General features: G+C 59.5%; 17 protein-coding genes. 7 read left to right on the top strand and 10 right to left on the bottom strand.

What is annotated here, in order from left to right:
• Nucleotide 1: 1 nt before the first annotated feature.
• From cphA to FIU92_RS19980, 5 genes are all read right to left on the bottom strand, one after another.
• Nucleotides 2-2803 (bottom strand): cyanophycin synthetase, encoded by a 2802-nt coding sequence (gene cphA, locus FIU92_RS20000; protein WP_152460470.1) that lies wholly within the window; start codon nt 2801-2803, stop codon nt 2-4.
• Nucleotides 2804-2818: 15 nt separating this feature from the next.
• Nucleotides 2819-3712, bottom strand: a complete 894-nt coding sequence (locus FIU92_RS19995; RefSeq protein ID WP_152460469.1) for a cyanophycinase — start codon at nt 3710-3712, stop codon at nt 2819-2821.
• Between the two features lie 7 nt (nt 3713-3719).
• On the bottom strand, nt 3720-3977 hold the full coding sequence (locus FIU92_RS19990) for a hypothetical protein (RefSeq protein ID WP_152460468.1): 258 nt from the start codon (nt 3975-3977) through the stop codon (nt 3720-3722).
• Nucleotides 3978-4251: 274 nt separating this feature from the next.
• Nucleotides 4252-5763 (bottom strand): aldehyde dehydrogenase family protein, encoded by a 1512-nt coding sequence (locus FIU92_RS19985; protein WP_254705389.1) that lies wholly within the window; start codon nt 5761-5763, stop codon nt 4252-4254.
• A gap of 3 nt (nt 5764-5766) precedes the next feature.
• Nucleotides 5767-6873, bottom strand: a complete 1107-nt coding sequence (locus tag FIU92_RS19980; RefSeq protein ID WP_152460466.1) for a saccharopine dehydrogenase family protein — start codon at nt 6871-6873, stop codon at nt 5767-5769.
• Nucleotides 6874-7513: 640 nt separating this feature from the next.
• Between FIU92_RS19980 and FIU92_RS19975 the strand changes: the two genes are divergently transcribed.
• From FIU92_RS19975 to FIU92_RS19965, 3 genes are all read left to right on the top strand, one after another.
• Entirely contained in the window at nt 7514-9988 is a 2475-nt protein-coding gene (locus FIU92_RS19975; RefSeq protein ID WP_152460465.1) for a CoA transferase, read from the top strand.
• Between the two features lie 240 nt (nt 9989-10228).
• On the top strand, nt 10229-11479 hold the full coding sequence (locus FIU92_RS19970; RefSeq protein WP_152460464.1) for an aminotransferase class V-fold PLP-dependent enzyme: 1251 nt from the start codon (nt 10229-10231) through the stop codon (nt 11477-11479).
• A gap of 28 nt (nt 11480-11507) precedes the next feature.
• Nucleotides 11508-13925 (top strand): FAD-dependent oxidoreductase, encoded by a 2418-nt coding sequence (locus FIU92_RS19965; protein WP_152460463.1) that lies wholly within the window; start codon nt 11508-11510, stop codon nt 13923-13925.
• A gap of 61 nt (nt 13926-13986) precedes the next feature.
• On the opposite strand, the gene FIU92_RS19960 is transcribed toward FIU92_RS19965, so the two are convergent.
• Entirely contained in the window at nt 13987-14604 is a 618-nt protein-coding gene (locus FIU92_RS19960; RefSeq protein ID WP_152460462.1) for a UbiX family flavin prenyltransferase, read from the bottom strand.
• Nucleotides 14601-16109 (bottom strand): UbiD family decarboxylase, encoded by a 1509-nt coding sequence (locus tag FIU92_RS19955; protein WP_152460461.1) that lies wholly within the window; start codon nt 16107-16109, stop codon nt 14601-14603. The genes FIU92_RS19960 and FIU92_RS19955 overlap by 4 nt, the downstream gene beginning before the upstream one ends.
• A gap of 137 nt (nt 16110-16246) precedes the next feature.
• Between FIU92_RS19955 and FIU92_RS19950 the strand changes: the two genes are divergently transcribed.
• From FIU92_RS19950 to FIU92_RS19940, 3 genes are read left to right on the top strand one after another with little or no spacing between them, the layout of a single operon-like run.
• Nucleotides 16247-16789, top strand: a complete 543-nt coding sequence (locus tag FIU92_RS19950; RefSeq protein ID WP_254705388.1) for an SCP2 domain-containing protein — start codon at nt 16247-16249, stop codon at nt 16787-16789.
• Nucleotides 16789-17766 (top strand): peptidase U32 family protein, encoded by a 978-nt coding sequence (locus tag FIU92_RS19945; protein ID WP_152460643.1) that lies wholly within the window; start codon nt 16789-16791, stop codon nt 17764-17766. Before FIU92_RS19950 ends, FIU92_RS19945 begins: the two co-directional genes overlap by 1 nt.
• A gap of 4 nt (nt 17767-17770) precedes the next feature.
• Nucleotides 17771-18730 (top strand): U32 family peptidase, encoded by a 960-nt coding sequence (locus FIU92_RS19940; protein ID WP_152460459.1) that lies wholly within the window; start codon nt 17771-17773, stop codon nt 18728-18730.
• A gap of 6 nt (nt 18731-18736) precedes the next feature.
• Here the strand turns inward: FIU92_RS19940 and FIU92_RS19935 are convergent, their stop codons facing one another.
• The 3 genes from FIU92_RS19935 to FIU92_RS19925 form a co-directional block, all read right to left on the bottom strand.
• The gene (locus FIU92_RS19935; RefSeq protein ID WP_152460458.1) at nt 18737-20005 is read right to left on the bottom strand and encodes an MFS transporter; all 1269 of its coding nucleotides are present in this window, start codon (nt 20003-20005) and stop codon (nt 18737-18739) included.
• A 178-nt stretch (nt 20006-20183) separates the two neighbouring features.
• Nucleotides 20184-21356 carry a diaminopropionate ammonia-lyase gene (locus FIU92_RS19930; protein ID WP_152460457.1) on the bottom strand — a complete coding sequence of 391 codons (1173 nt, stop codon included), beginning with the start codon at nt 21354-21356 and terminating at the stop codon, nt 20184-20186.
• A 14-nt stretch (nt 21357-21370) separates the two neighbouring features.
• Nucleotides 21371-22513, bottom strand: coding sequence for an amidohydrolase (locus FIU92_RS19925; protein WP_152460456.1), 1143 nt, complete (start codon nt 22511-22513; stop codon nt 21371-21373).
• Nucleotides 22514-22622: 109 nt separating this feature from the next.
• Here FIU92_RS19925 and FIU92_RS19920 point away from each other — a divergent pair, with 109 nt between their 5' ends.
• Nucleotides 22623-23084 (top strand): Lrp/AsnC family transcriptional regulator, encoded by a 462-nt coding sequence (locus FIU92_RS19920; protein ID WP_152460455.1) that lies wholly within the window; start codon nt 22623-22625, stop codon nt 23082-23084.
• The last annotated feature ends 59 nt before the right edge of the window (nt 23085-23143 follow it).

Genomic DNA, 23143 nt, shown 5'->3' with positions numbered 1-23143 from the left:
CTCAGTCCGCGTCTTCGCTGTTTTCACGCGCCAGGCGCACACCGCGCTCGTCTCTGATCAGATTCTGATCGTTTTCGAACATGTCCTCGAAGGATGTGTCGACGGCCGTGGTCTTTGGTACAGCCTCGGCATCTGGGGTTGCACCGTCAGAGCTGAAATAGATGATCTGTTTCCAGCAGCGCGTAGTGTCGTCGCCGAAGATTACCAACAGATCCCCCGGTGCCGCTTGTTGCAGCCCGGCATTTACGGCCTCGACCTCATCCGGGATAACCGTAATGGATGCGTCGTCAACGCCATTGTCGATCAGTGCCTGACGCATCATCCGCGGTACTTCATCATGTCCTCGGCCTCTGCGGCGGTCATCGGCCTTGCAGATGAAATGGTCAAAATGCCCGGCCAGCGCGGCAGCTCCGTCGATGATATCTTCATCGCGCCGGTCGCCGGGCATGGCAACGACACACAATCGGCGACCTTTGATCTCCAATTGATCCGCCAACGCGGCCATCGCGTTGAGAGCGGCGGGGTTGTGGCCGTAATCCAGGATGACCTTGAACGGATGTTCGTCATAGACGTTCATGCGCCCCGGCGCCTGGAAATAGCTGGTATCGAAGGTGCGTAACCCATGCCGGATGTTGTCCAGATCGACCCCGAAGCTGTAGGCCATGGCGGCAGCAAACATGGCGTTTTGAACGTTGAAGATCGCTTTGCCTTCCAGTGCGGCGGGGATCAGATGCGACCACAGGACCGGAATGTGAAGCCCGTTGTCATAGATCGTCAGCATGTCTCCATTCATGCCTTTTTCCAGAACAATGGCCTTTCCGCCCGCCTTGATATGTTCCTTGACCAGGCTGTGGCCGGGGTTGGTCGTGACGTAGAAAATCTGATCCGCCCCGGCGTAGTCAGCCATTTTCAGACAATTGATGTCATCAGCATTCAGAACCGCAGTATCCGTCGCGCTTTCCACCACCACGCGTTTCACCACGGCCAGTTCCTCGACTGTGTTTATGCCGCCAAGGCCAAGATGGTCGGCCGAAACGTTAAGGCATGCCGCCACGTTCGAGCGCTGGTATCCCAGACCAGACCGCACAAGCCCGCCGCGCGCGGTTTCCATCACGGCAAAATCAACCATCGGGTCGCGCAAGACGATCTGCGCGGATTTTGGCCCGGTCATGTCACCCTTGACGCTCAACTTACCATCGACATAGACCCCGTCGGTCGAGGTCATGCCAACGGTTTTGCCGCTGGTCTTCATAATATGGCCCAGCATTCGGGACGTCGTCGTCTTGCCGTTGGTGCCGGTGATCGCAGCGATCGGAATGCGGGTTTCCTCATTGGCTGGAAACAGCATGTCGATCACTTTGCCGGCTACATCGCGCGGTTGTCCTTCGGATGGCGCCACATGCATGCGGAAACCGGGTGCTGCGTTCACTTCGACAATGGCACCACCGATGTCTTTGTAGGATTTGGTGATGTCATCGATCAGGAAATCGACGCCGCCAACATCCAGCCCAACCGCCATTATGGCTCGTTCCGCCATGTCGCGGTTGTCGGGATGGACCACATCTGTCAGGTCGATCGCAGTGCCGCCGGTCGAAAGGTTTGCCGTCGAACGCAGATAGAAAATTTCACCGTCCGGCAAGACGGTCTCTTCGGTTACGCCTGCGGCATCCATAAGGCGCATGGCCTGAGTATCGATCTCGAGCATGGTCAGCACTTTTTCATGCCCGATGCCTCGGCGCGGGTCTTCGTTCACGATATCGACCAACTCGGCAATCGTGTGCGTGCCATCACCGACCACATGGCCTGGAACCCGTTTGGCCACCGCAACAAGCTTGTTGTCCACCACAAGCATCCGGTGATCGAACCCGGTGACAAAGCTCTCCACCAGAATGGCGCGGCTGCGGGAATGTTCCTTTGCTTCGGCGAAGCCAGCCTCGACCTCTTCATCCGAGTTCAAATTGATCGAAACGCCCCGCCCATGATTGGCGTTCAATGGTTTGACGACCACCGGATGGCCAATGCGCGCCGCAGCACGCACAGCTTCGCGGGCGGAATAGACCATGCGCTGCTGTGGAACCGGCAGGCCAAGATCGTTCAGCAGGTTGTGGGTATCTTCCTTATCGCAGGAAATCTCGACCGAGATATGTTTGGTCTCGGATGTAATCGTCGCCTGAATGCGTTTCTGGTATTTGCCGTGCCCGAATTGCACCAGCGAGCCAGAGTTGAGTCTGATCCAGGGAATGTCGCGTTCTTGCGCCGCCTTGACCAGCGACCCGGTCGACGGGCCGAATTCCTTGCGCTGCGCGCGCAGAACAAAGCTGCGCAGTTCGTCGTCCCAGTTAAAGTCCGGGTCGAAATCGTAATCCACCAGATCTTTCAGGGATTGAGGCAACAGATTCATCAGCAACCGCATTGCCAGCTTCCCTGCGTCCAGCCCAACGTCGCGCTGACGGTATTCATACACCATGTTGTACTGGCCCGGCTCACCTGTGCCGCGTGTCCGGCCAAAGGTCACGTCAGTGCCCGCTACGTTCTGAACCTCGATGGCACAATGTTCCAGAACGTGACCAAGCCACGTGCCTTCGTCTTCACGCAGACGGCGGATGAAACCTCCGGGTTCGCGGTAGGAACAGCCATGCTCCGCAAGGCCAGGAAGCGCTTCGATCAGCGCGTCGATAAACTCGGAACCAATTTTTGCCGATGGCCACTCTTCCAGAATACCCAGGTCGATGACGTGGCGAATAACGGGGAAACTTGCCCAGACATTCGGGCCGACAAAGACATTGGTCGAGATTATTTTCATGAGGCTCCCCGTTGGTTAGCTTTTATTCCCCCCGTTTGCGGCCTCTTCCCCGGACAAATCCGGCAAGGTGCAGAACGCCAAATGCTCATCCGGCGGAAAAGCCTGGCGAGCCGTCAGGTCATAACGGCACCCTTCACCCAGAACGTCAAGCCGAAGTCCCAGAAGGCTAAGCGCTTCGCCCCGCCGGGCATCCCACATTGATGAATGAGTCAACTGGCTGGCATCCACGACAGTAACCGAGCCGCTGCCGATGACTTCAAAGACATTGTCGGGCCCAATGAAGGCGGCCGTATCTTCGTCAATTCCCAAACCAATCAAAAATGGGTTGAAAGATGAAGCCGTTAGCAGGCGACCCAGACGGTTACGCTGGGTGAAATGTTGATCGATGATGACGGCATTGGTCAGGCCCATACCTGGTGCAAGTGTAATGTTGCCTTCCGCCGGAGCCGAGTTGCTGCTGCCACCTGCAACCATGTGTTCAGACATGATCGAAGCACCCGCCGAAGTTCCGGCAACCGGAACACCGGCTGCATTCCGCCGGCGGATTTTTTGGGCGACCAGAGTTCCCCCAAGAATCGCTGACAGGCGCAACTGGTTTCCACCTGTCATGAAAACTCCGGTCGCTCGATCAAGCATCTCGACATACTCGGGGTTGTCGCAATCCGCCCTGCGCGAGATAGGCAGGAACTCTACTTTGCCCGCACCCAGTTCGGAAAAGATACGGTTATAATCGGGCCCGGTTTCTTCCAGCATCGAGGCTGTCGGGATCACGACGATGTCGGCATCGCTGCCGCCGGAAAGCTCAACGAACTTGCGATGGATCTGCATTTCCTTGACGCGATCTTCGCCGCCCCCGATCGGGATAATGAACCCGCGTGGGGTCTCTGCATCAATGGGTGCAGGGCACATGTGTTAACTACCTTCCGGTGCTGAAGCGGGCAGTCACCGGGGACCGCGCGGACGCTTTGAACTGTTCATGCATGCCACGTCGGGCTATTTGGCCTTCGCGGACATGCTGCTCCCCCCCCCCGGCCATCACATGCCGTACAGCAAGGTTTTCGTCAAGAACCACCAGATCGCCGTCCATTTCCGCCTTCAGGCGCCCATTGCGATACGGTTCTAGCACATCGGCCACGTTCGAGATGAACAGCCCCAGCGCACCGAACAGGGTCATTCCCCGATCTATGAGGTGGCGCAAAGCCTCGGAGGGTCTCCTACCGAAACGCGTCGGATGGCCATCATGGAAACGATACGCGCGTTGCCGCCGCCCTGGCGACATTCACGACAACCCATCTGCATCGAAATGACCGCCGCAGCGTCTACATCGAAACCAGCAGCCTGAACACTGCTTCAACATATAGGAAAAAACAAACACCCGAGACTGGTCGTCCCGGGTGGTGTTTTTTGCTGGCCTTTCAAGTTTTTGTCCGACGACTATCCAGCGACACTCAGATGTCGAATTTGACGCCCTGGGCCAGTGGAAGTTCGGCCGAGTAATTCACGGTGTTGGTCTGTCGGCGCATATAGGCTTTCCACGCGTCCGAACCGCTTTCGCGCCCGCCGCCGGTTTCCTTCTCTCCGCCAAAGGCGCCACCGATCTCTGCCCCTGAGGGCCCGATATTGACGTTGGCAATTCCGCAATCGGATCCAGCCGCGGACAGGAACTGCTCGGCCTCGCGCATGTTCAGGGTAAACACGCAGGATGAAAGGCCTTGCGGTACGTCATTCTGAAGCTCTACCGCGTCGTCGAAATCGTCATAGCCCATGACGTAGAGGATCGGCGCAAAGGTTTCGGTTTTCACGGTCGCGGTCTGACCCGGCATTTCGACAATCGCAGGTTCCATGTATACGCCTGTCGGAACGCCTTCGGTAACGCGGTTGCCGCCGAACACCGAACCGCCTTCCGCTTCGGCCGCTTTCAAAGCAGCGGTCATCGCCGCGCCCGCCGCTTCGTCCACAAGCGGCCCAACCAACGTGCCGTCTGTCAGAGGATTGCCGATGGGCAGACCCGAATAGGCTTTTTTCAGACGGCTCACCAGTTCTTCGCGGATCGAGTTGTGCACGATCAAGCGACGCAGCGTGGTGCAGCGTTGACCGGCGGTACCAACTGCCGAAAAGACAATCGCGCGCACAGCCATCTCCAAATCAGCCGAAGGGCCGACGATCATTGCGTTGTTGCCACCCAGTTCCAGAATGCACTTGCCAAAGCGCTGTGCGACGATGGGGGCGACAGCACGGCCCATGCGGGTCGATCCCGTGGCCGAGATCACCGGAACATCTTCACTGGCCACCAGTCTTTCTCCCAGATCTGCGCCACCGATAAGCGTTTGCAGCAGACCGTCCGGCGCATCGCCAAATCGGGCCAGGGCGCGTTCGAAAATCTTTTGACAGGCCAGCGCCGTCAGCGGGGTTTTTTCGGACGGTTTCCAGATCACCGGATCACCGCATACGATGGCCAGAGCAGCATTCCACGACCAAACCGCGACCGGGAAATTGAACGCGGAAATCACACCAACCGGGCCAGCAGGATGCCAGGTTTCCATCATCCGGTGGCCGGGACGTTCGGACGCAATGGTCAGACCATAAAGCTGACGCGACAGGCCGACGGCAAAGTCACAGATGTCGATCATCTCCTGCACTTCGCCCAGACCTTCCGAGGTGATCTTGCCCGCTTCCCAACTGACCAGTGCACCCAGGTCATCCTTGGCCGCGCGCAGCTCTTCACCCAACAGGCGGATCAGTTCACCCCGGCGCGGGGCGGGGACCACGCGCCATTCCCTGAACGCGGCCTTTGCACGGGAAAAGATGGCGTCCATGTCCGAGATCGGCGTCTCGTGCACTTCGGCCAGCAGGCTTCCGTCAATCGGCGACGTGACCTTGAGCGTGCCGCCTTTGAGTTGGGCCTCGGTCAGATCCAGGTTTGCAAGCGTGGTTTGGGCTGTCATTACGATGTCTTTCATATCTCAGGCCGCCTTGTTCTGTTCGGTGACGTCGCCAGCGCGATACAGCTGGCCAAACTCAGTGTTGAGGAAATCGTCCAGCTTGACCTGTTCCTGCCGGACAAAGCCTTTCGAGGGCAGCGCTCCGATCCGCATCAGATCGACCACCCCCAGCACGCCTGCGGCGGTCGTGACCTGAATGGCGCTCCAGACCTGTCCATTGATGGTGCGGGCAAAGGATTTGTTGATCAGGGACTTTTCGCGCAGCACGCCATCAATGACGCCTTTTGCTGTGCAATATACCAGCACCACGTCCTGATCGGTGCGGGGCAGGGCGGCCTCGAATATCTCTTTCAGCAGGTCGCGGCGGCGTTCCAGCCCCAGATCGTTCAAAAGCAGCTTCAGGATATCGCAATGACCCGGATAGCGGATCGAGCGATAGGACACATCCCGCGCCTTGCCTTCCAGCGTTTCAGGCAACGTGCCTAGACCGCCCGAAGTATTGAAGCATTCGTATTCCACGCCGTCATGGCCCAGAATCTCGTAGTTCTCCAACGGCGCGGTCTTGACCAGCCTGCCGTTCACGATGGCATCGCATGGGTTGCAATATTCGTTGATCAACCCGTCGGTGGACCAGGTCAGGTTGTATTTCAGCGCGTTGGTCGGATAAAGCGGCAGTGCCCCCACCCGCATGTGCAGGCTGTCAATCTGGTCAAACTCCGCCGCCAGCGAAGCTCCGGCGATACCGACAAAACCTGGCGCCAGACCGCATTGCGGCATAAACGCAGTTGCGCTGCCCCCGGCCAGTTCACGTACCGCATTCGTGGCCGCAACATCTTCGGTCAGGTCGAAATAATGCGCGCCCGCCGCTTTGGACGCTTTGGCGATCGAAGGGGTCAAGAAGAACGGCGCCGCCGAGATGACTGCGTCGAAACCGGTCAGTTCCCGGGCCAGCCCGTCCGCGTCATTGGCATCGATCTGTCTGGTTCCAATGCCCATCTTCGAGATATCACCAAGCGCTTTTAGATCGTGATCAGCGACCGTCACAGAGTAATTCGGCGACCCTTTCAACAGGGTTGCAATCATCTGTCCGATCTTTCCAGCGCCGACAACGCACACATTCCAGGACATAAAGATCTCCGCTGTTTCCCATCCTGTTCCAAGCGTGACGCGCGGCCTCGACAATTCATAGGTGCCAATTTGACGAATTGATGTAGATGGTTGTCATATTGCCGGAAAATGAGATATTTTATCGGAATCGCAATTACCGGCCATGTGTCGCGACAGGTCCTGCCACGTGCCAACGTGGCCCTTGGCCGATTGCGCCGTGACCTTTTGTCTTGTGGCGCCCGACACTTGGGAAGCTCCACGTTCTTAAGCGATTCCAATAACTTGTTTTCTGACTGCCGGGCGCAACAGTCCGGTGATCTTGCAAGGCGACTGATCCGCTTCCATCCGGGCCTCGGAGCGCTTCCAAGTATGCGTCACACGCGGAATTTTGAGCGATGTTTCTCGTTTGCGACATGGCTTGGTCAAATCGAACAACTTCTTGGCATAGCTCGGCTGCATGGTACGCCCAGCGGTCGCCGGAGAAGGCTGTGAAGCTTGGTCGTGGCCGCCTTGTCGCGTGTTGAACAAGGGCGGGTGTTGCATTGATCGCGTTATGTCCCAAGCCTGAAAACTCCGCCTGTTCCGAGAAGGGCGTTGTGACCTCTTGCCAGCAAGCGGCTTCGCAACAAACACACCAAACACCCCGGGAGGGTCACAACGAATGACTGCAAAGCCGCTCGATCATATTCGTGTCCTCGATTTTGGCCAGTACCTGGCTGGTCCACTGGTTGGCATGATGCTTGCTGATTTGGGGGCAGAGGTGATCCGCATCGACCCGCCCGGTGGCCCGCGATTGAAAGAACCGGCCACAGACATGCTGTCACGCGGCAAAACCGCCGTGACGATCGACCTCAAATCCGAAGGGGGTTTGCAGGTCGCGCGCGAATTTGTGGCGCGGGCTGACGTGGTGATCGAGAACTTCCGGGCCGGCGTGATGGAGAGGCTGGGCCTCGGTCCGAAAGCTCTGCGCGACATAAATCCGCGCATCGTGTCATTGTCATTGCCGGGGTTTGCCTCAAATGATCCCGCGCTGGCCGATCTTCCGGCGTGGGAAGCCGTGATCGCGGCCCGTACCGGGCAATTCACGGATATGGGGCTGAACCGGCGCCTGATGGGCATCAACCCATCCTTTTCACCTTTGACGCTGGCATCCGCCTATGGCGCTTCATTCGGCGCGATGGCCGTGCAGTTCGCTTTGGCTGCACGTGACCGAAACGGGGGCGATCACATCGAGGTGCCTCTGGCGTCGGCTTTGCTGGAAGGGTTGGTGTATAACTGTGAGCAGATTGAGGACTATCCCGAACGCTACAAGTCCCCTCGCGAAGTGGAACTTGACAGGCGCGCAGCCGAAGGCTTGCCAACGGATCTGAGCTTTGCGGAACTGGAAGAGTTCCTGGACCCTTTCTATCGAACTTATACCTGCGCCGACGGGCGTGGGTTCTATGTGGTGGCGGGCAGTGTGAAAACACATCCCCGGCGGGTGTTGGAGACGCTTGGCCTCAAACACCTTGCCGATCAATTGCCGGACTTCGACGCCTATCTCGATACCGCAGACTGGCCGGATGAATGGTCGCTGCGCAACTACCCCGTCGGAGCAAGGGATCGCGCGCGTGTGTCCAACGCGATGAAAAAGGCCTTTCTGACAAGGCCCTCTCATGAGTGGGAAGCCCTTTTCGGGTCTGCCAAGGCGCCCGGAACGGCGCAACGGTTCAGCAAGGAATGGCTGGCCGATCCGCACGCTTTGGCCTCGGGTCTGGTGTTGGAGGTAGAGGACCCGCGTCATGGGAAGATGAAGCAGATGGGAAATGTTGCGTGGCTTGCGGATGATGGCGCTGCGCTGGTCAAAAAACCGGGCCCCGTTCCCGATGACGCACCCGTTTCAGCGATCCTTGCCGAACCGCCGCGCAGCGGACCGCCAGCCGTGAGCGGCCAGGGCTGGCTGGAGGGGCTGAAGGTGCTGGACCTGACCAACGTGATCGCCGGTCCGACGATCGGGTCCACGCTGGCGCGATTTGGCGCTCAGGTGACTTCCGTTCAGCCGACAGAGCCATCAGTCGACCCGTGGAACACCGTGGTTTTCGGTCTGCACGCACATCGTGGAAAACAAAGCGTTTTGCTGAACCTGAGCTCGGATGACGGGAAGCAGGCGTTGCGACGGCTCATCGACTCCTCGGATGTCATCACCGTGAACGGCACGGATGAGCAGCGCGATGCCCTGGGGTTGAGCGCGGAAGAGCTGGCGGCGATCAACCCCCGCCTCATACTGGTGCAACTCGATGCCTTTGGCGGTCCTGCGCGCGGACCCAAATCGGACCATCTGGGGTATGACGACCTGGCGCAGGCGGCGACAGGGGTCATGGTGCGTTTTGGCGGTGGCATGGCCACGCCCGAAGAGCATGCGCATTTCGGTACGATTGACGTTCTGACCGGCTATTGCGCATGTGTTGCGCTTGGTGCGGCCCTGCTGAGATTGCAGAAAACCGGAAAAGGCGGGATTGCGCGGGCTGCGTTGGCGGCGGCCGGCAACCTCATTCAGGCGCAATTGATGTATGATTTCGAAGGCCGCGCGCCCTTTGACGAACCAGCCGGGCGCGCAGCTATGGGCTGGGGACCATTCTACCATTGTTACCGCGCGGCTGACGGGTGGATGTTCTTTGCCGCACCCACCGAACAACGCGAAGCCCTGCGCCGTGTCTCGGACCTCGCCAGCGTGGCCGATACACCGGAGAAGGAATTGGCGGATTCGCTTGCGGATCATTTTGCAAGGCAACCTGTTGAATACTGGCAAAAGGCGTTTTCCGGTTCTTCCAGCACCGTCATGCCTCTGGGATCGTTGCATGACACGCGCGACGCCGTGTTGCAGCCGGAAAGTGCCGGGAATATCGACCTGATGCGGGGAACGTTCAGCGTCATTCGGCATGACATGCATCCTATGGGCCGGTGGTGCGATCTGGTTGCCCCAAATGCCGTGCGACCCGAACGCGCCCGGATCGTCATTCCCGGACCGATGCCGAAATACGGCGCGGATACACGCAGCATTCTGCGAAACGTCGGTTATGCAGATGAGGATATCGACGCGATGATCTCTGCTGGATCGGCCGCCGAAAGCTGGTCGGAAAAGTATTTGCCCGAGTAGTCGACCAGCCACAAACGGTCGGAAATCAAGAAGATATGCCATCCGCCGCCGCAGGCACGAGTTCCCGGGCTTGGCGACGGGTGGTATCCGTCGTGACAGGCTTTGGGCTGGCACCCGCGCGACTTGCACAGAATATTCTACCGCTTTGCCACAGTTTTTTTTGCATGTCTTGCGGCAAGAACCGTCCTAGGGTCGGCAAAGCACAGCTTTGCACACACAACGAAACAAGAACCACTGACCATGAGCCAAATATCAGAGAGCCTGCTGAACCAAATCCGCAGCCGCTTTGCCCAGATCGATCATTGCCCCGAACAGGGTGAGCGGATCTTTTTCGAGAATGCCGGAGGCGCACTGACATTGAATTCAGTGTTGGAAAGTTCGGTTCGTTACGCCGCCATCCCGGACAACCAGGGGCGCGACAATCCGGGATCCCATGCGCTGGTCGCCACGATCAACGCGGCCAAGGCGGATATGCGGGATTTCATGAACGCACCCCGCGGGCAGTTCTTTGTGGGTGAAAGCGGTACAGAGCTGTTGTTCCGGCTGATCATGAACGCATGTCTGGGAACGGGTCCGGGCGTTGTGCTGGGATCCACATTGGAACACCCGGCGACTCGTTCGGCCTGTGATCGTTGGGCCCGCATTTCCGGGCAAACCCACGTTTTGGTGCCCCATGATGACGCCACCGGTACCGTCTCGGCCGAAGCCTATGCCGTGGCCGTGACACCGGATACCAAAGTGGCGACGATCCTGCATACCTCGCCGGTGACGGGAATGGGAGTTGACGTCGCTGCCGTTTCTCAGGCCATCCGCGCCGTGGCTCCGGATTGTTTCATCATCGTCGATGGCATTCAGCACGCAGCGCATGGCCGGATCGATCTGACCGCCTATGACGTCGATGGTTATGTGATTTCGCCCTACAAGGTGTTTTCGCGTCATGGCTACGGCGTGGCCTGGATCTCTGATCGCTTGACCGCGCTGGAGCACAACGCCTTGCTGGATGGCCCCGCGGACAATTGGGAAATGGGAACGCGCGACACCGGAGCTTATGCCACGATGTCCGACGTCGCATCCTATTTCGAATGGCTGGGCAGTCAGGTCAGCGATGCCGAAGACCGGCGCGGCAAGTTTCTGGCGGCGGGTGATGCGATCCATGCGCAGGAAAAGGCGCTGACCGACGCGATGATCCACGGCACCGGCAACCTGAGCGGCCTGGCCGAGATGGAAAAAGTCACCATTCTGGGCGGGGCCGACAACCCGGCACGAGAAGGTCTGGTATCGCTGCGTGTCGAAGGCGTGGCCTCGTCCGAGGTCGTCAAACGGCTGAACGAACACGGTATCCGCACGCATCTGCGCAAGGCGGACCACTATTCCGGCAATATCCTGACACCGCTTGGCTATGATGCCTGTGTGCGGGTCTCGATGTGTCACTACAACTCGATCGGCGAAGTCGCCAAATTCCTTGCCGTCATGAAAGAAATCGCCGCCTGAGCCGCGCCATATCCAAGGACATTCCCTCATGAAAACCCATGCACAAGCTGTTGTCATCGGCGGCGGCCTTGCCGGTACGTCGATACTGTATCACCTTGCCAAACTCGGCTGGACGGATTCCATCCTGCTGGAACGCGACGAGTTGACCAGCGGATCGACCTGGCACGCGGCGGCCAACATCCACGGTCTGCATGACAACAACAACATCACCCGCATCCAGCACTATACGATGAACCTGTACAAAGAGCTGGAGAAGGAAACCGGCCAAAGCTGCGGGGTGTTCCAGCCCGGATCGCTCTATCTGGCCCAGACCGAAGAGCGCGAGCAACAGTTGCGCCTGCAAGAGGCGAAGGCCCGGTTTTATGGGCTGAATTTTCACGAGGTCAGCCGGGAAGAGGCCAAAGAGCTGCACCCGCTGGCGCAGTTCGATGACATCCGCTGCATCATGTACGAACCTGATGGCGGCAATGTGGACCCGTCCGGCGTGCCGCATGCTTACGCCGCCGGTGCGCGTGCCATGGGGGCCACCATCGAACGGTTCTGCCCGGTGATCGCAACGGAACAGCAACCTGATGGCAGTTGGATCGTTCGTACGCCCAAGGGTGACATTCACGCCCAATGGGTGGTCAACGCCGCGGGCCTCTGGGGGCGCGAGGTGGCGGCGCTGGCAGGCTTGACCCTGCCGCTGCAACCGACCGAACATCAGTATTTCGTGACCGAAAGCATCGACGAAGTGGCCAGTCTGGGCCGCCGTCTGCCGTCAATCGCCGACCGGGACGGCGAATATTACTTCCGACAAGAGGGCAACGGCCTGCTGATCGGGGCCTACGAGAAAGACATGAAGTTCTGGGCCGAAGACGGCACGCCGCTCGACTTCGCGCATGATCTGTTCCCCGACGATCTGGACCGGATCATGGAAAACGTGATCCGCGCCACCGAACGTGTGCCGGTTGCCGCCACAGCCGGAGTAAAACGGGTGATCAACGGCCCGATGATCTGGTCGCCCGATGCCAACATGCTGTGGGGGCCGGTGCCCGAGCTGAAGAACTATTTCCTCTGCGGCGGCCTGATCCCCGGTTTCTCGCAATCCGGCGGGCTGGGGCTGCTGGCGGCGCAATGGATGATCGAGGGTGAGCCGCAATATGACATGTTCGCCTGGGATCTCGCCCGCTTTGGCGACTGGGCCGACAAAAAGTTCACCAAGGCCCGGGTCGAAGACGCATATACGCATCGGTTCAAAATCCACTTCCCGAATGAAGAACGCAGTGCAGGCCGCCCGGCCCGTGTGCGCCCTGCCTTCGAGATGCAGAAACAGATGGGCTGTGTCTTTGGTCTCAACTGTGGTTGGGAACACCCGCTTTGGTTTGCCGATGAACCCGGCACCGAAGAGACCACTGGCTTCACCCGCCAGAACTGGTTTGATCCGGTCGGGCGCGAGGTTCAGATGCTGCGCGACAGCGTGGGCGTGATCGATATCTCGAACTTCGCCAATTACGTGATCAAGGGGCCTGGTGCCTATGACTGGTTGGACCGACTGGTGGCCAATCGCGTGCCGACCGAAATTGGGCGCAGCTGCCTGACGCCGCTGATCTCGGTGCGCGGCGGCGTGGCGGGTGACTTTACCATCACCAAGCTGGCCGAAGACGAATACATGATGATCGGCTCCGGCATGGCCGAACGCTATCATCAGCGCTTCTTTCAAATGGTGGAATTGCCCGAGGGCACAGCTTTTGAAGTCGCAACGGACCGCGTTGCGGGGTTCAACTTCGCCGGCCCGAAATCTCGCGAGGCTCTGGCGCGCCTGACCAATGCTGACCTTTCCAACGAAGGATTCCGCTTCATGCGGTCCCGGAAGATCACCGTTGCAGGTGTTGATTGCGTGGCCATCCGGGTCAGCTTTACCGGCGATCTGGGTTGGGAACTGCACTGCGCCGAAACCGATCAGGTCGCGCTTTACTCTGCGTTGCTTGAAGCCGCCAAAGACTGCGGTGGCGGCCCCGTGGGCGGGCGAGCGCTTGGGTCGCTGCGCATCGAAAAGGGTTATGGATCCTGGGGGCGGGAATATTCCCAGGAATACTGGCCGCAAGAGGTCGGGCTGACGGGTCTGATCAAGCTGGACAAGGATTTCCTGCACAAAGACGCCTATCTGTCCATCAAGGACAAAGCTCCGCGCGAGGTCCTGTCCATCTTTGAACTGGACGTGACCGAGGATGCCGACGCCACCGGCAGTGAGCCGATCTTTACACCTGATGGTGTGCCTGTCGGCCGTGTCACATCGGGGGCGTACGGGTATTCAGTCGGGAAATCTCTGGCATTGGGTTTCCGCAACCCCGAGGTGGCGCAGCCGGGGGATGAAGTGGTGATCCAGGTGATTGGCAAACCGCATAAGGCTCGGGTGCTGGCAGAGGCGCCGTTCGATCCTCTGGGAGGCAGGCTGCGCGGCTGAAACAACCGGCCCGCCCGATCAAGCTCATCCCGTGGCCACAGATCTCATCCGCGATCTGTGGCTATGGGATGTGCAATTTGCTTTCGAATCGTTCGACAGGGTTCGCCTTGGTTTCGGGATGCCACTGTTTCGCGGCCGGTTCGCAAACCTTCAGACAATCAACCGCGCGCGCTGCGATCTGATCCGCGATTTCGGTTATGTTGAGGGGGTTCAAATAGAAGGCTGGCACAGGGGGCAGGATGATGGCTCCCATTTCTGCTGCGGCCGTCATATTGCGCAAATGAGCAAGTGTCAGCGGCGCTTCTCGTGTCAGCAGTACCAGTGGGCGTCGTTCCTTGAGCTGCACGCCCGCCGCGCGTGTCAGCAGGTTGTCGTCCAGGCCATGCGCAATCGCACCCAGTGAGCGCATGGAACAGGGCGCGACGATCATCCCGGATACCGGTACCGAACCGGATGCTATACTGGCCCCGATATCGGCGGGCGCGTGATGACGGCTTGCCGACTGCCGCAGTTCCTTCAGGGCATCCGGGCCGCATTCCTGCGCAAGCGTCAGACGGGCGGCGGGGCTGACGACCAGGTCGATTTCGATATCCGCTGATGTCAGATGTCGTGCCACCGCAAGGCTCAAAACCGCACCAGAAGCGCCTGACACGCCTAAGACTACACGGGTTTTCGTCATGTTCTCAGCTCTGGCATCAATCTGTTTATCAGGTCTTCCGCGAATGTTTGATCGACATTCGCGGTGCGCATGACCGTCCCCCATTCTCGCCGTGTTTCACTGCCTGTTTTCGTCGTGGCGTCGATGCCCAGCTTTCCGGCCAGACCGGGTTCGGGTGAGGCGAAATCCAGATAATCCATGGGTGTCCTGTCCAGGATCATCACATCACGGCCCGGGTCCATTCGCGTGGCAATCGCCCAGGCGATATCGTCCCAGTTTCGGGGGTCGATATCGGCATCTACCGCAACGATCATCTTCGTATAGCTGAATTGCGGCAGCATCCCCCAAAGCGCCATCATCACACGTCGGGCCTGACCCGGATACCGCTTGTCGATGGCGACGATGGCGATGCGATAGGAACAGGCGGCAGGCGGCAGCCAAAGGTCGTGTATTTCGGGGATCTGAGCGCGAATGGTCGGCAAGGCAAGGCGATTGAACACTTCGCCAATGATCGCAGGTTCGTCAGGCGGGCGACCGGTATAGGTCGACAGATACAGCGGCGCCTCGCGATGGGTCACGGCCGTGACATGCATCACCGGAAACGGTTCGGCGGGGTTGTAGTACCCGGTGTGATCCCCGAACGGGCCTTCGGGTGCTGTCTCGCTTGGCGACACCCAGCCTTCCAGGACAATCTCGGCATCTGCCGGTACGAGCAGAGGGACGGATTTGGCCGGAACCAATCGTGGCCGGTTCTGGTTCAGGGCCCCGGCAAATGTCAGTTCAGACACCATTTCGGGCAGTGGCAGAGCCGCCGACAACAAGGTCGCGGGGTTTGCGCCCAGAACGATTGCGACCGGCGTCTTTTCGCCGTGCTGCGCCCAACTGCGATGATGAGCGGCCCCGCCGCGATGTGGCAACCAGCGCATGATCAGACGGTTCCGGTCCAGCACCTGAACGCGATAGACGCCGGCGTTGTAGGTCTGTGCCGCGTCGGGTTCGCTGCTACGGGGCCGGGTGATGACCACAGGCCAGGTGATCAGAGGCCCCGCGTCCCGGGGCCAGTGTGTCTGGATCGGCAGCGCTGAAAGATCAACATCGGCTTCGCAGTTGCAAACCTGCTGAACAGCGGCGGTTTTGACCTGCTTCGGTCGTGTGGACAATGCGGCCTTCAGCATCGGCCACCGGGACAGTGCATCCCGCAACCCGCCCGGCGGCGTCGGGGCCCGAAGCGCGGCCAGAAGCGCGCCCAGATCATCCAGCCCTTCGGAAGAAACGCCCAGTCCGGCGGCGACGCGTTCCGACGTGCCAAACAGGTTGACCACAACCGGTATGTCGCACTGCCCCGAGGGCGCGCCCGTCGGTGTGTCGAATTGCAACACGGGCCCATTGGCCTCCAACACGGCGCGGTGGACAGCGGTCATTTGATGGCGCACGGAAACCGGTTCGGCGATGCGCCTGAACTGCCCTGTTTCTTCACACCATTTCAGAAAATGTCGAAGGCTGGGATATGGCGGCAGAGTGCGAATGGGTTTGCTCCGGCGGTGGTGCCCACCCTCTAGCAGCGAAAGAGACCGGTCGAATTGACAACCGTCAAGTCCCGGGCGCCGGGGCGGCTTTAGGAAGGCCGCACCGGTTCACTTTGTTGAGACAGCAGGAGGTCTGTTTGTCCGATCCCCGAAACCCGATACCGCGATGCCCTACCGCTTTGGCCGCGGCCCTGCGGTTTGTTCCGCTTGCACCTTTGTCGCTGTCACTGACGGCGTTTTCCCGCAAAATAACCAAGAAACACCCCGACTTGCTCAACCGGCTCGGTGAATACAGCCGGGCAGCCTTTGTGCTTGATCCCACGGATCTGCCCGTTGTCCTTCTGCTTGAACCGAATGACGGCGCACCGAGAATAAGACTGAGCCGAGGGCGCGTGGAAGGGGCCGCGCGAATTTCCGGCCCACTGGCCGCGCTGTTGGGGCTGGTGCATGGTGCGTTTGACGGTGACGCCCTGTTCTTTTCGCGCGATCTGGTGATCGAGGGCGACACAGCCGCAGCACTGGCGCTGCGCAACGCAATTGACGACGCAGAGCTGGACCTCGCGCACGAGGCCGCAGCCCTTTCCGGCCCGCTTGCACGCCCGCTGAAGCAGATCATCGCCTTTGCAGAGCGTCGGACCGGTCTGTGCCTGACCCGACCCGAGGACGCGATCCTATGGTAATGGAAATCGTTTGCCCGGCGGGAACGCCCGCGGCCCTGCGTGCAGCCGTCAAGGCCGGGGCTCACACGGTCTATTGTGGCTTCAATGACGAAACCAATGCGCGGAACTTTCCGGGGCTCAACTTTGACCGCGCTGAAATGCGGGCCGGAATTTCCTTTGCCCATGGTCACGGATCGAAGGTGTTGATTGCAATCAATACCTTCCCGCAGGCAGGCAACGAAGGGATCTGGAAACAAGCGGTGGCGGATGCCGAAACCTGCGGTGCAGATGCTGTCATTCTCGCCGATCTGGGTTTGCTGGACTACGCCGCGCGACATCATCCCGGGCTGCGCCGACATCTGTCCGTGCAGGCCGCGGCGGCCAATGCTGACGTGATCAATTTCTATGCCGAAACTTTCGGTGTGAAGCGGGTGGTCTTGCCGCGGGTTTTGTCCGTGCCGGAAATTGCCGCGATCAACTCTGAAACCGATGTCGAAACCGAAGTCTTCGTGTTCGGCGGTCTTTGCGTCATGGCCGAGGGGCGATGCTCGCTGTCGTCTTATGCCACCGGGTTGTCTCCAAACATGAACGGTGTCTGCTCTCCTGCCAGCCATGTGCAGTATCAAGAAGAACAGGGCGCGTTGAACGCGCGCCTTGGCGGGTACCTGATCCACCGGGTCGAGCGGGATGAACCCGCACCGTATCCGACTTTGTGCAAAGGGTGTTTTTCCGCAGGTGAAAAAACCGGGCACCTGTTCGAGGATCCCGTCAGTCTGAACGCAGAACGGCTGATCCCGCAACTGCAAAAGGCAGGTGTGACGGCCTTGAAGATCGAAGGGCGCCAGCGGTCCAAATCCTATGTCGCACAGGTCGTTCGAAATTTTCGCGCCGCTGTCGATGCGCTGGAGTCAGGCCAGCCGATGCCCGAAGGTATGCTTGCGCGATTGTCCGAAGGGCAGGCCATGACGACCGGCGCTTACAAAAAGACGTGGAGGTGATCCGATGGAACTGACAGTAGGTCCGAACCAGTTCTTCTGGCCCGCCGAAACCTGGGCTGCATTCTACGATGATTTGGCCCGATCGCCCGTCGACCGCGTCGTGCTTGGGGAACTGGTCTGTTCCAAGCGCTTGCCGTTTTATCAGGATCGTATCCCCACGGCGATTTCCCGGCTGGTGGAGGCGGGCAAAGAGGTTGCGCTGACAAGCCTGGCCCTTGTGACCCTGAAACGCGAGCGCAAACTCACCGCTGAGCTTGCAGAAATGGGCGTCATGGTCGAGATCAACGATCTGACCGCGCTGGCACATTTGCCCGGCACCTGCACGTTTGCCGTTGGCCCGTTGGTAAATGTCTACAACGAAGGCACTTTGAGATGGTTGGCCGCTCGGGGTGCGCGCCGGGTTTGTCTTCCGCCGGAATTGCCCATCGCTTCGGTCAAAACGCTGGCGCAAGCTGCCTCGGACTTGGGCGTCGCGATAGAAATATGGGGGCATGGCAGGTTGCCGCTGGCCATTTCCGGGCGCTGTTACCATGCGCGATTGCATGGGCGCAGCAAGGACAATTGCCAGTTTGCCTGCGAAGACGATCCGGACGGGTTGGACGTTCTGACCGGCGACGGCAAGCCTTTTATGGCCATGAACGGTGTGCAGACCCTGTCAGACAGCCATGCCTGTGCGGACCATCAGATCGACCTGCTGAAACAGGCTGGCATCTCGGCGTTGCGTCTGTCGCCGCAATCTGGCGGTTTTCGTCAGCTGTGCACACTGTATCGAAAACGTATCGACGGTGATCTTCCCCAAGGAGAAGTGGAGCGCGCCCTGCGTGGCGCTGATCCTGGTATTCGGTTGAGCGACGGATTTCTGACGGGGTCCTGCGGTGCAGAATGGTCCGGTGCTTCAAAGGCGGCTTCGATCTCGGTTTTACCGCCGCATCGGCACGACGTCCGTCGCGCCGGGCGCGAATGAAACAGCCTATGCTTTGAACCCTTGGGATGAGTCCGGGTCTGTCCGGGATTCTTCCTCTTGAACCCAGGTTTCGGCCTGCAAGACCCCGGGTTGCCCGGTGCCGATAATCCCCACGACCTGCACATCGCCGGTGTCGGTGGGCGCGGCCACCTGAACGCGCCGGATCAATGCGAAAAGGGCGACCGCAATACCGATAGCCGCCAGAAGAAACTGAAGACCGCGCCCGCCGAACAATGAGATAGAGTTCGGCCCCAGCATGGTTCCCACCAGCAGGCCGACATTCAGCAGCAGCACCATCGTGCCACTGGCGGGAACGATCTGAGACAGGTTGAGCTGATCATTGGCATGCGCCGTCAGAATCGAATACGCGGGATACAGCCCGATTGCGATCAGGACAAAACCATAGACGATATGAGACGGCGACGTATCGATGGCCATCCAAAGACTGGACAGGGTCGTAACGACACCCAGCCCGATGACCACATAGCGTCTGTCTGTGTGATCAGACAGCCAGCCGACGGGGTATTGCACCACCGCACCGGCGATCAGCGCCGCCACCAGCGCCCCTGACGCCTGCGCCGTCGTAAAGCCGTTTTGCAACGCATAAAGCGGCAACGAGATATAGGACGCCGCGACACCGATGCTGACCAGAACGATTCCGATGACTGCGATGGGCGAAACCTTGTACAGCACCGGAACCGACATGCGTTCCGGCGCGGCATATTCCGGCGCCTTGTTGCCCGACAGAAGAAGCGGCACGATCGAAAGCGAAATCAGGATGGAAACAAGCCCGAACAGCAGGTTCCCGGTAGGGTCGGGAAAGCCTACTATGGCGGTGCCAAGCGCCGGGCCGGCAAGCTGTATAATGAAGTATAGCGACAGAACCTGAGCGCGCATGTTGTTCTCGGATTTCGCGTTCAGCCAGCTTTCGGTGATGACGTAAAGCCCCGGGTAACAAAACCCGCCCAACAGACGCATCACGCTCCAGCTGATCGCGTCGCTGGTCAACAGATGCACGATGGCCGCAATCGAAACCAGCGAGGCGAGGGCCGAAAATGCCCGAATATGCCCGACATTTTCGACCAGCCTCGGGGCAAGTGCCGTCCCCGCAAGCGCGCCTAAAGGATAGCTTGCCTGCATGACGGAAATCGTGAAGTCACTAAAGCCCAGACTGGCCCCCCGGATCGTCAGCAGCGTCGCCAACAGACCGTTGGCAACCATCAGCATGAACATCCCCAGGAACAGTGCCCAGTTTTCGTTTAACGCGCGTATCATGGCCAACCGCTACTGATGCGGGTCTGGCCTGTATACAACTCCTACGACATCGGGATGTCGTTTGATGGAACTTCTCCGTTGCAGGCCACCATGTCGGATTCAACCGTCCCAGGGCCCATTGCAACTGGGCTTTGGGCTGAGCTGATTGGCCTCTGTGCCCTCAGGAATTGCAGCTGAGCTACACGTTGCCTTGCATGATCCGGGCATAGATATCGGGATCCGTCACGCCTTCGGAACCGATCGTCAAAACCCGAGACTGCGGCGTCAATCCAAGCTTCTGGAAAAGCTCGGGGTTGTTGGCTGCTTCGATCAATGCAGCCAATCCGGCGACGCCGCTCTCACCGGCTTCGATCGCCGGATCACTGCCATGCGGACGCGCCAGACGACGGACGGTGGGCGGTATCAGCTGATCGTCGATTGTCAGAAAGTCCGAGGCTTCGCTGTGCAAAACCTCCCACGCCATCGGTGACGGCACCCCGCAGGACAAACCCGCCATGATGGTTTCCTCATCGATATCTACGGACGCGGCTTGCCCCTGCCTTGCGCTTTCGAACAAACACGCCGCCAGATGCGGTTCCACGACCACGACGCGCGGCGCGGCATCACCCCAGGCCTGACGCAAAGCTGCCGCAACCGCCGCGGCAAGCCCTCCAACTCCACCTTGCAGAAAGACATGCGTCGGTGCCGCGTCCATTGCATTCACGACTTCCTTGACCATGACGCCATAGCCCGACATCACGTCGCGCGGCGGGTCGGTGTAGCCTGGCCAGGATGTGTCCGAAACCACGAACCAGCCGTTCTCGTCGGCTTCCCGCCGACACTGATCCACCGAAGCGTCATAGTCTCCATCGATGCGCACGACGTCGGCCCCCAGATCGCGCATGGCTTGCGCGCGGCCTTCACTGACCTCGGCGTGAATGTAGATCCGGCAAGGCGCGCCGAACCGCTTGCACCCCCACGCGAGGGACCGACCGTGGTTGCCATCGGTCGCCGAAACAAGCGTGATACTGGCAACCATGTCGGCGCAGCGGCCAGTACGGATATCTTCCAACGACACGTCCTGACCGGTCCGTCGCGATATTTCACGTTGCAGAACGCGCAAGGCGGCAAAGGCCCCCCCCAAGGCCTTGAAACTGCCAAGCCCAAACCGGGGACCTTCATCTTTGTAGTGAACCTCCGCGACGCCGATCTCGGCTGCTAACGCGGGCAAAGAATGCAGAGGCGTTGGCGCATACCCCTCCCATTGGGTGATTTCCCTTGCTGCGCGATCGAAATCCTGTTGTGTCAAAACGGTTTCGGCAGCGGGGCCGAAGCTCGGCCTGCCTGCCTGATGGGCGATGATTTCTGTCATGGTCGTGTATCCTGTCAGGGGGTCAGCGGCAGGCGCTGCCGCACCAGCTCTGCCCAGAGTTCTGCACCCAGCGGAAGCAGTTCGTCGTTGAAATCGTAATCAGCCGAGTGCAGCGGACGGCCCACTGATCCTTCGGTCCCGTTGCCGATAAGCAGGAAACATCCGGGCACAACGGCGGCAAATTCGGCAAAATCTTCCGAGAAAGACATGGCAGAGCGGTCTCCGTCCACCTCAAGACCCATGGCCGCCGCCGCTGAAACGACATGCGATGCGGCATCGGCATCGTTGTTTGCCTCGATGAATGCGGTGCGGAAATCCACACTCACCTCGACGCCATGGCTTTCGGCCACACCGGCTGAGATCTGGCGCATGGTGCGCTCGATCAGCCTGCGGTCTTCCGGTGACACGGCCCGCGCGTCACCTTTCAGAACAGTGCGCCCCGGAAGCACATTGCGCTGCCCGTCGGTGATGAACTCGGTCACCGACACCACGGCGCCGGATGAAGGTGCAAGCTTGCGTGAAACGATGGTTTGCAGGGCCAATACCAGTTCCGCCGCAGGCGTGATCGTTTCGCGCCCGACATGCGGCATCGAGGCATGACCGCCCTGACCGGAAAGCGTGATTTCAAACAGGCTTTCACTGCAACAGATGACACCGGCGCGGGTGGAAACCCGCCCGACAGGCTCTCCCGGAAGATTGTGCGCGCCGTAAACCTCATCAATCGGGAAGGTCCGCAAGACCCCTTCATCGATCATCGCCCTTGCCCCAAGCCCATGCTCTTCGTTGGGCTGGAACAGAAAGACAACCGTGCCGTCAAACGCCGGATCCTTGGCCAGCAATTCGGCGGCCCCAAGCAGCATCACCGTGTGGCCATCATGGCCACAGGCATGCATGACACCTGCGTTCTGCGACTTGTACGCAAACGTGTTGACCTCGGTGATCGGCAGCGCGTCGAAATCCGCGCGCAGCCCGATGGCGCGATTGCCATTGCCCGCCTTCAAGACGCCCACGACACCGACCCCTTCAAACACCTCGATGCCCAGGTTGCGCAGATGCTCGGCAATCCGGGCCTTGGTCCGAACTTCCTGAAATCCAAGCTCGGGGTTGCGATGAAACTCGTGGCGCAACGCACGCAGGCGTTCTGTCAATGCTGTCACGGCAAAACTTCCCCTTCGACGTGTTGCTTCACATGAGTGAAACAAGTTTATTGCAAGTGACCTGAAACAAGGGCTCTAGTTGGTGGCCAGCGATGCAAGTTTCTTTCACATGACGCAATTGGATGACTTTGACCGCGCGATCCTGCGGATTTTGCAACAAGACAACAAAACCACGCAGCACAAGATTGGCGAGGCCGTAAATCTGTCCGCGCCCTCGGTGCAGCGCCGTATCCGCCGGATGGAGGCCGAGGGCGTGATACGAGCCAATGTGGCCGTCGTTGACCCGGCGGCCGTGGGTCTTCAGCTTACCATCTTCGTTGAACTTGAACTGGTCAGCGAAACCCCGGACGAGATTGATGCCGTCAAGAAAACCCTGCTGAATGCTCCGGAAGTCCAGCAATGCTTTTACGTGACCGGAGAGGTTGATTTCATGGTTGTCGTGGTCGTCGAAAGCATGGCGGTTTACGAAGATTTCACCCGCAGGATGTTCTTTGAAAACGGAAACATTCGAAAGTTCAGAACCTTCGTTTCCATGGATACCATCAAATCCGGCAGCGCTTTGGGGTTCTGACCGGCACATGGTGCAACGACGGACCCGTCCAGACATGTCCGCGCAGGTCTGGACCATTC

This window comes from Ruegeria sp. THAF33, assembly GCF_009363615.1.
GTDB lineage: Bacteria > Pseudomonadota > Alphaproteobacteria > Rhodobacterales > Rhodobacteraceae > Ruegeria.
This window is presented reverse-complemented; position numbering and strand designations above follow the sequence as displayed.

Bases quoted from the DNA above. Each gene is read 5' to 3' on its own strand.
- FIU92_RS19935 (WP_152460458.1), bottom strand. From the start codon at position 20,005: ATGATACGCGCGTTAAACGAAAACTGGGCACTGTTCCTGGGGATGTTC.
- FIU92_RS19990 (WP_152460468.1), bottom strand. From the start codon at position 3,977: ATGACCCTGTTCGGTGCGCTGGGGCTGTTCATCTCGAACGTGGCCGAT.
- FIU92_RS19995 (WP_152460469.1), bottom strand. From the start codon at position 3,712: ATGTGCCCTGCACCCATTGATGCAGAGACCCCACGCGGGTTCATTATC.
- FIU92_RS19940 (WP_152460459.1), top strand. From the start codon at position 17,771: ATGGAACTGACAGTAGGTCCGAACCAGTTCTTCTGGCCCGCCGAAACC.
- FIU92_RS19945 (WP_152460643.1), top strand. From the start codon at position 16,789: ATGGAAATCGTTTGCCCGGCGGGAACGCCCGCGGCCCTGCGTGCAGCC.
- FIU92_RS19965 (WP_152460463.1), top strand. From the start codon at position 11,508: ATGAAAACCCATGCACAAGCTGTTGTCATCGGCGGCGGCCTTGCCGGT.
- FIU92_RS19960 (WP_152460462.1), bottom strand. From the start codon at position 14,604: ATGACGAAAACCCGTGTAGTCTTAGGCGTGTCAGGCGCTTCTGGTGCG.
- FIU92_RS19980 (WP_152460466.1), bottom strand. From the start codon at position 6,873: ATGTCCTGGAATGTGTGCGTTGTCGGCGCTGGAAAGATCGGACAGATG.
- FIU92_RS19930 (WP_152460457.1), bottom strand. From the start codon at position 21,356: ATGACAGAAATCATCGCCCATCAGGCAGGCAGGCCGAGCTTCGGCCCC.
- FIU92_RS19975 (WP_152460465.1), top strand. From the start codon at position 7,514: ATGACTGCAAAGCCGCTCGATCATATTCGTGTCCTCGATTTTGGCCAG.
- FIU92_RS19970 (WP_152460464.1), top strand. From the start codon at position 10,229: ATGAGCCAAATATCAGAGAGCCTGCTGAACCAAATCCGCAGCCGCTTT.
- FIU92_RS19985 (WP_254705389.1), bottom strand. From the start codon at position 5,763: ATGAAAGACATCGTAATGACAGCCCAAACCACGCTTGCAAACCTGGAT.
- FIU92_RS19920 (WP_152460455.1), top strand. From the start codon at position 22,623: ATGACGCAATTGGATGACTTTGACCGCGCGATCCTGCGGATTTTGCAA.
- cphA (WP_152460470.1), bottom strand. From the start codon at position 2,803: ATGAAAATAATCTCGACCAATGTCTTTGTCGGCCCGAATGTCTGGGCA.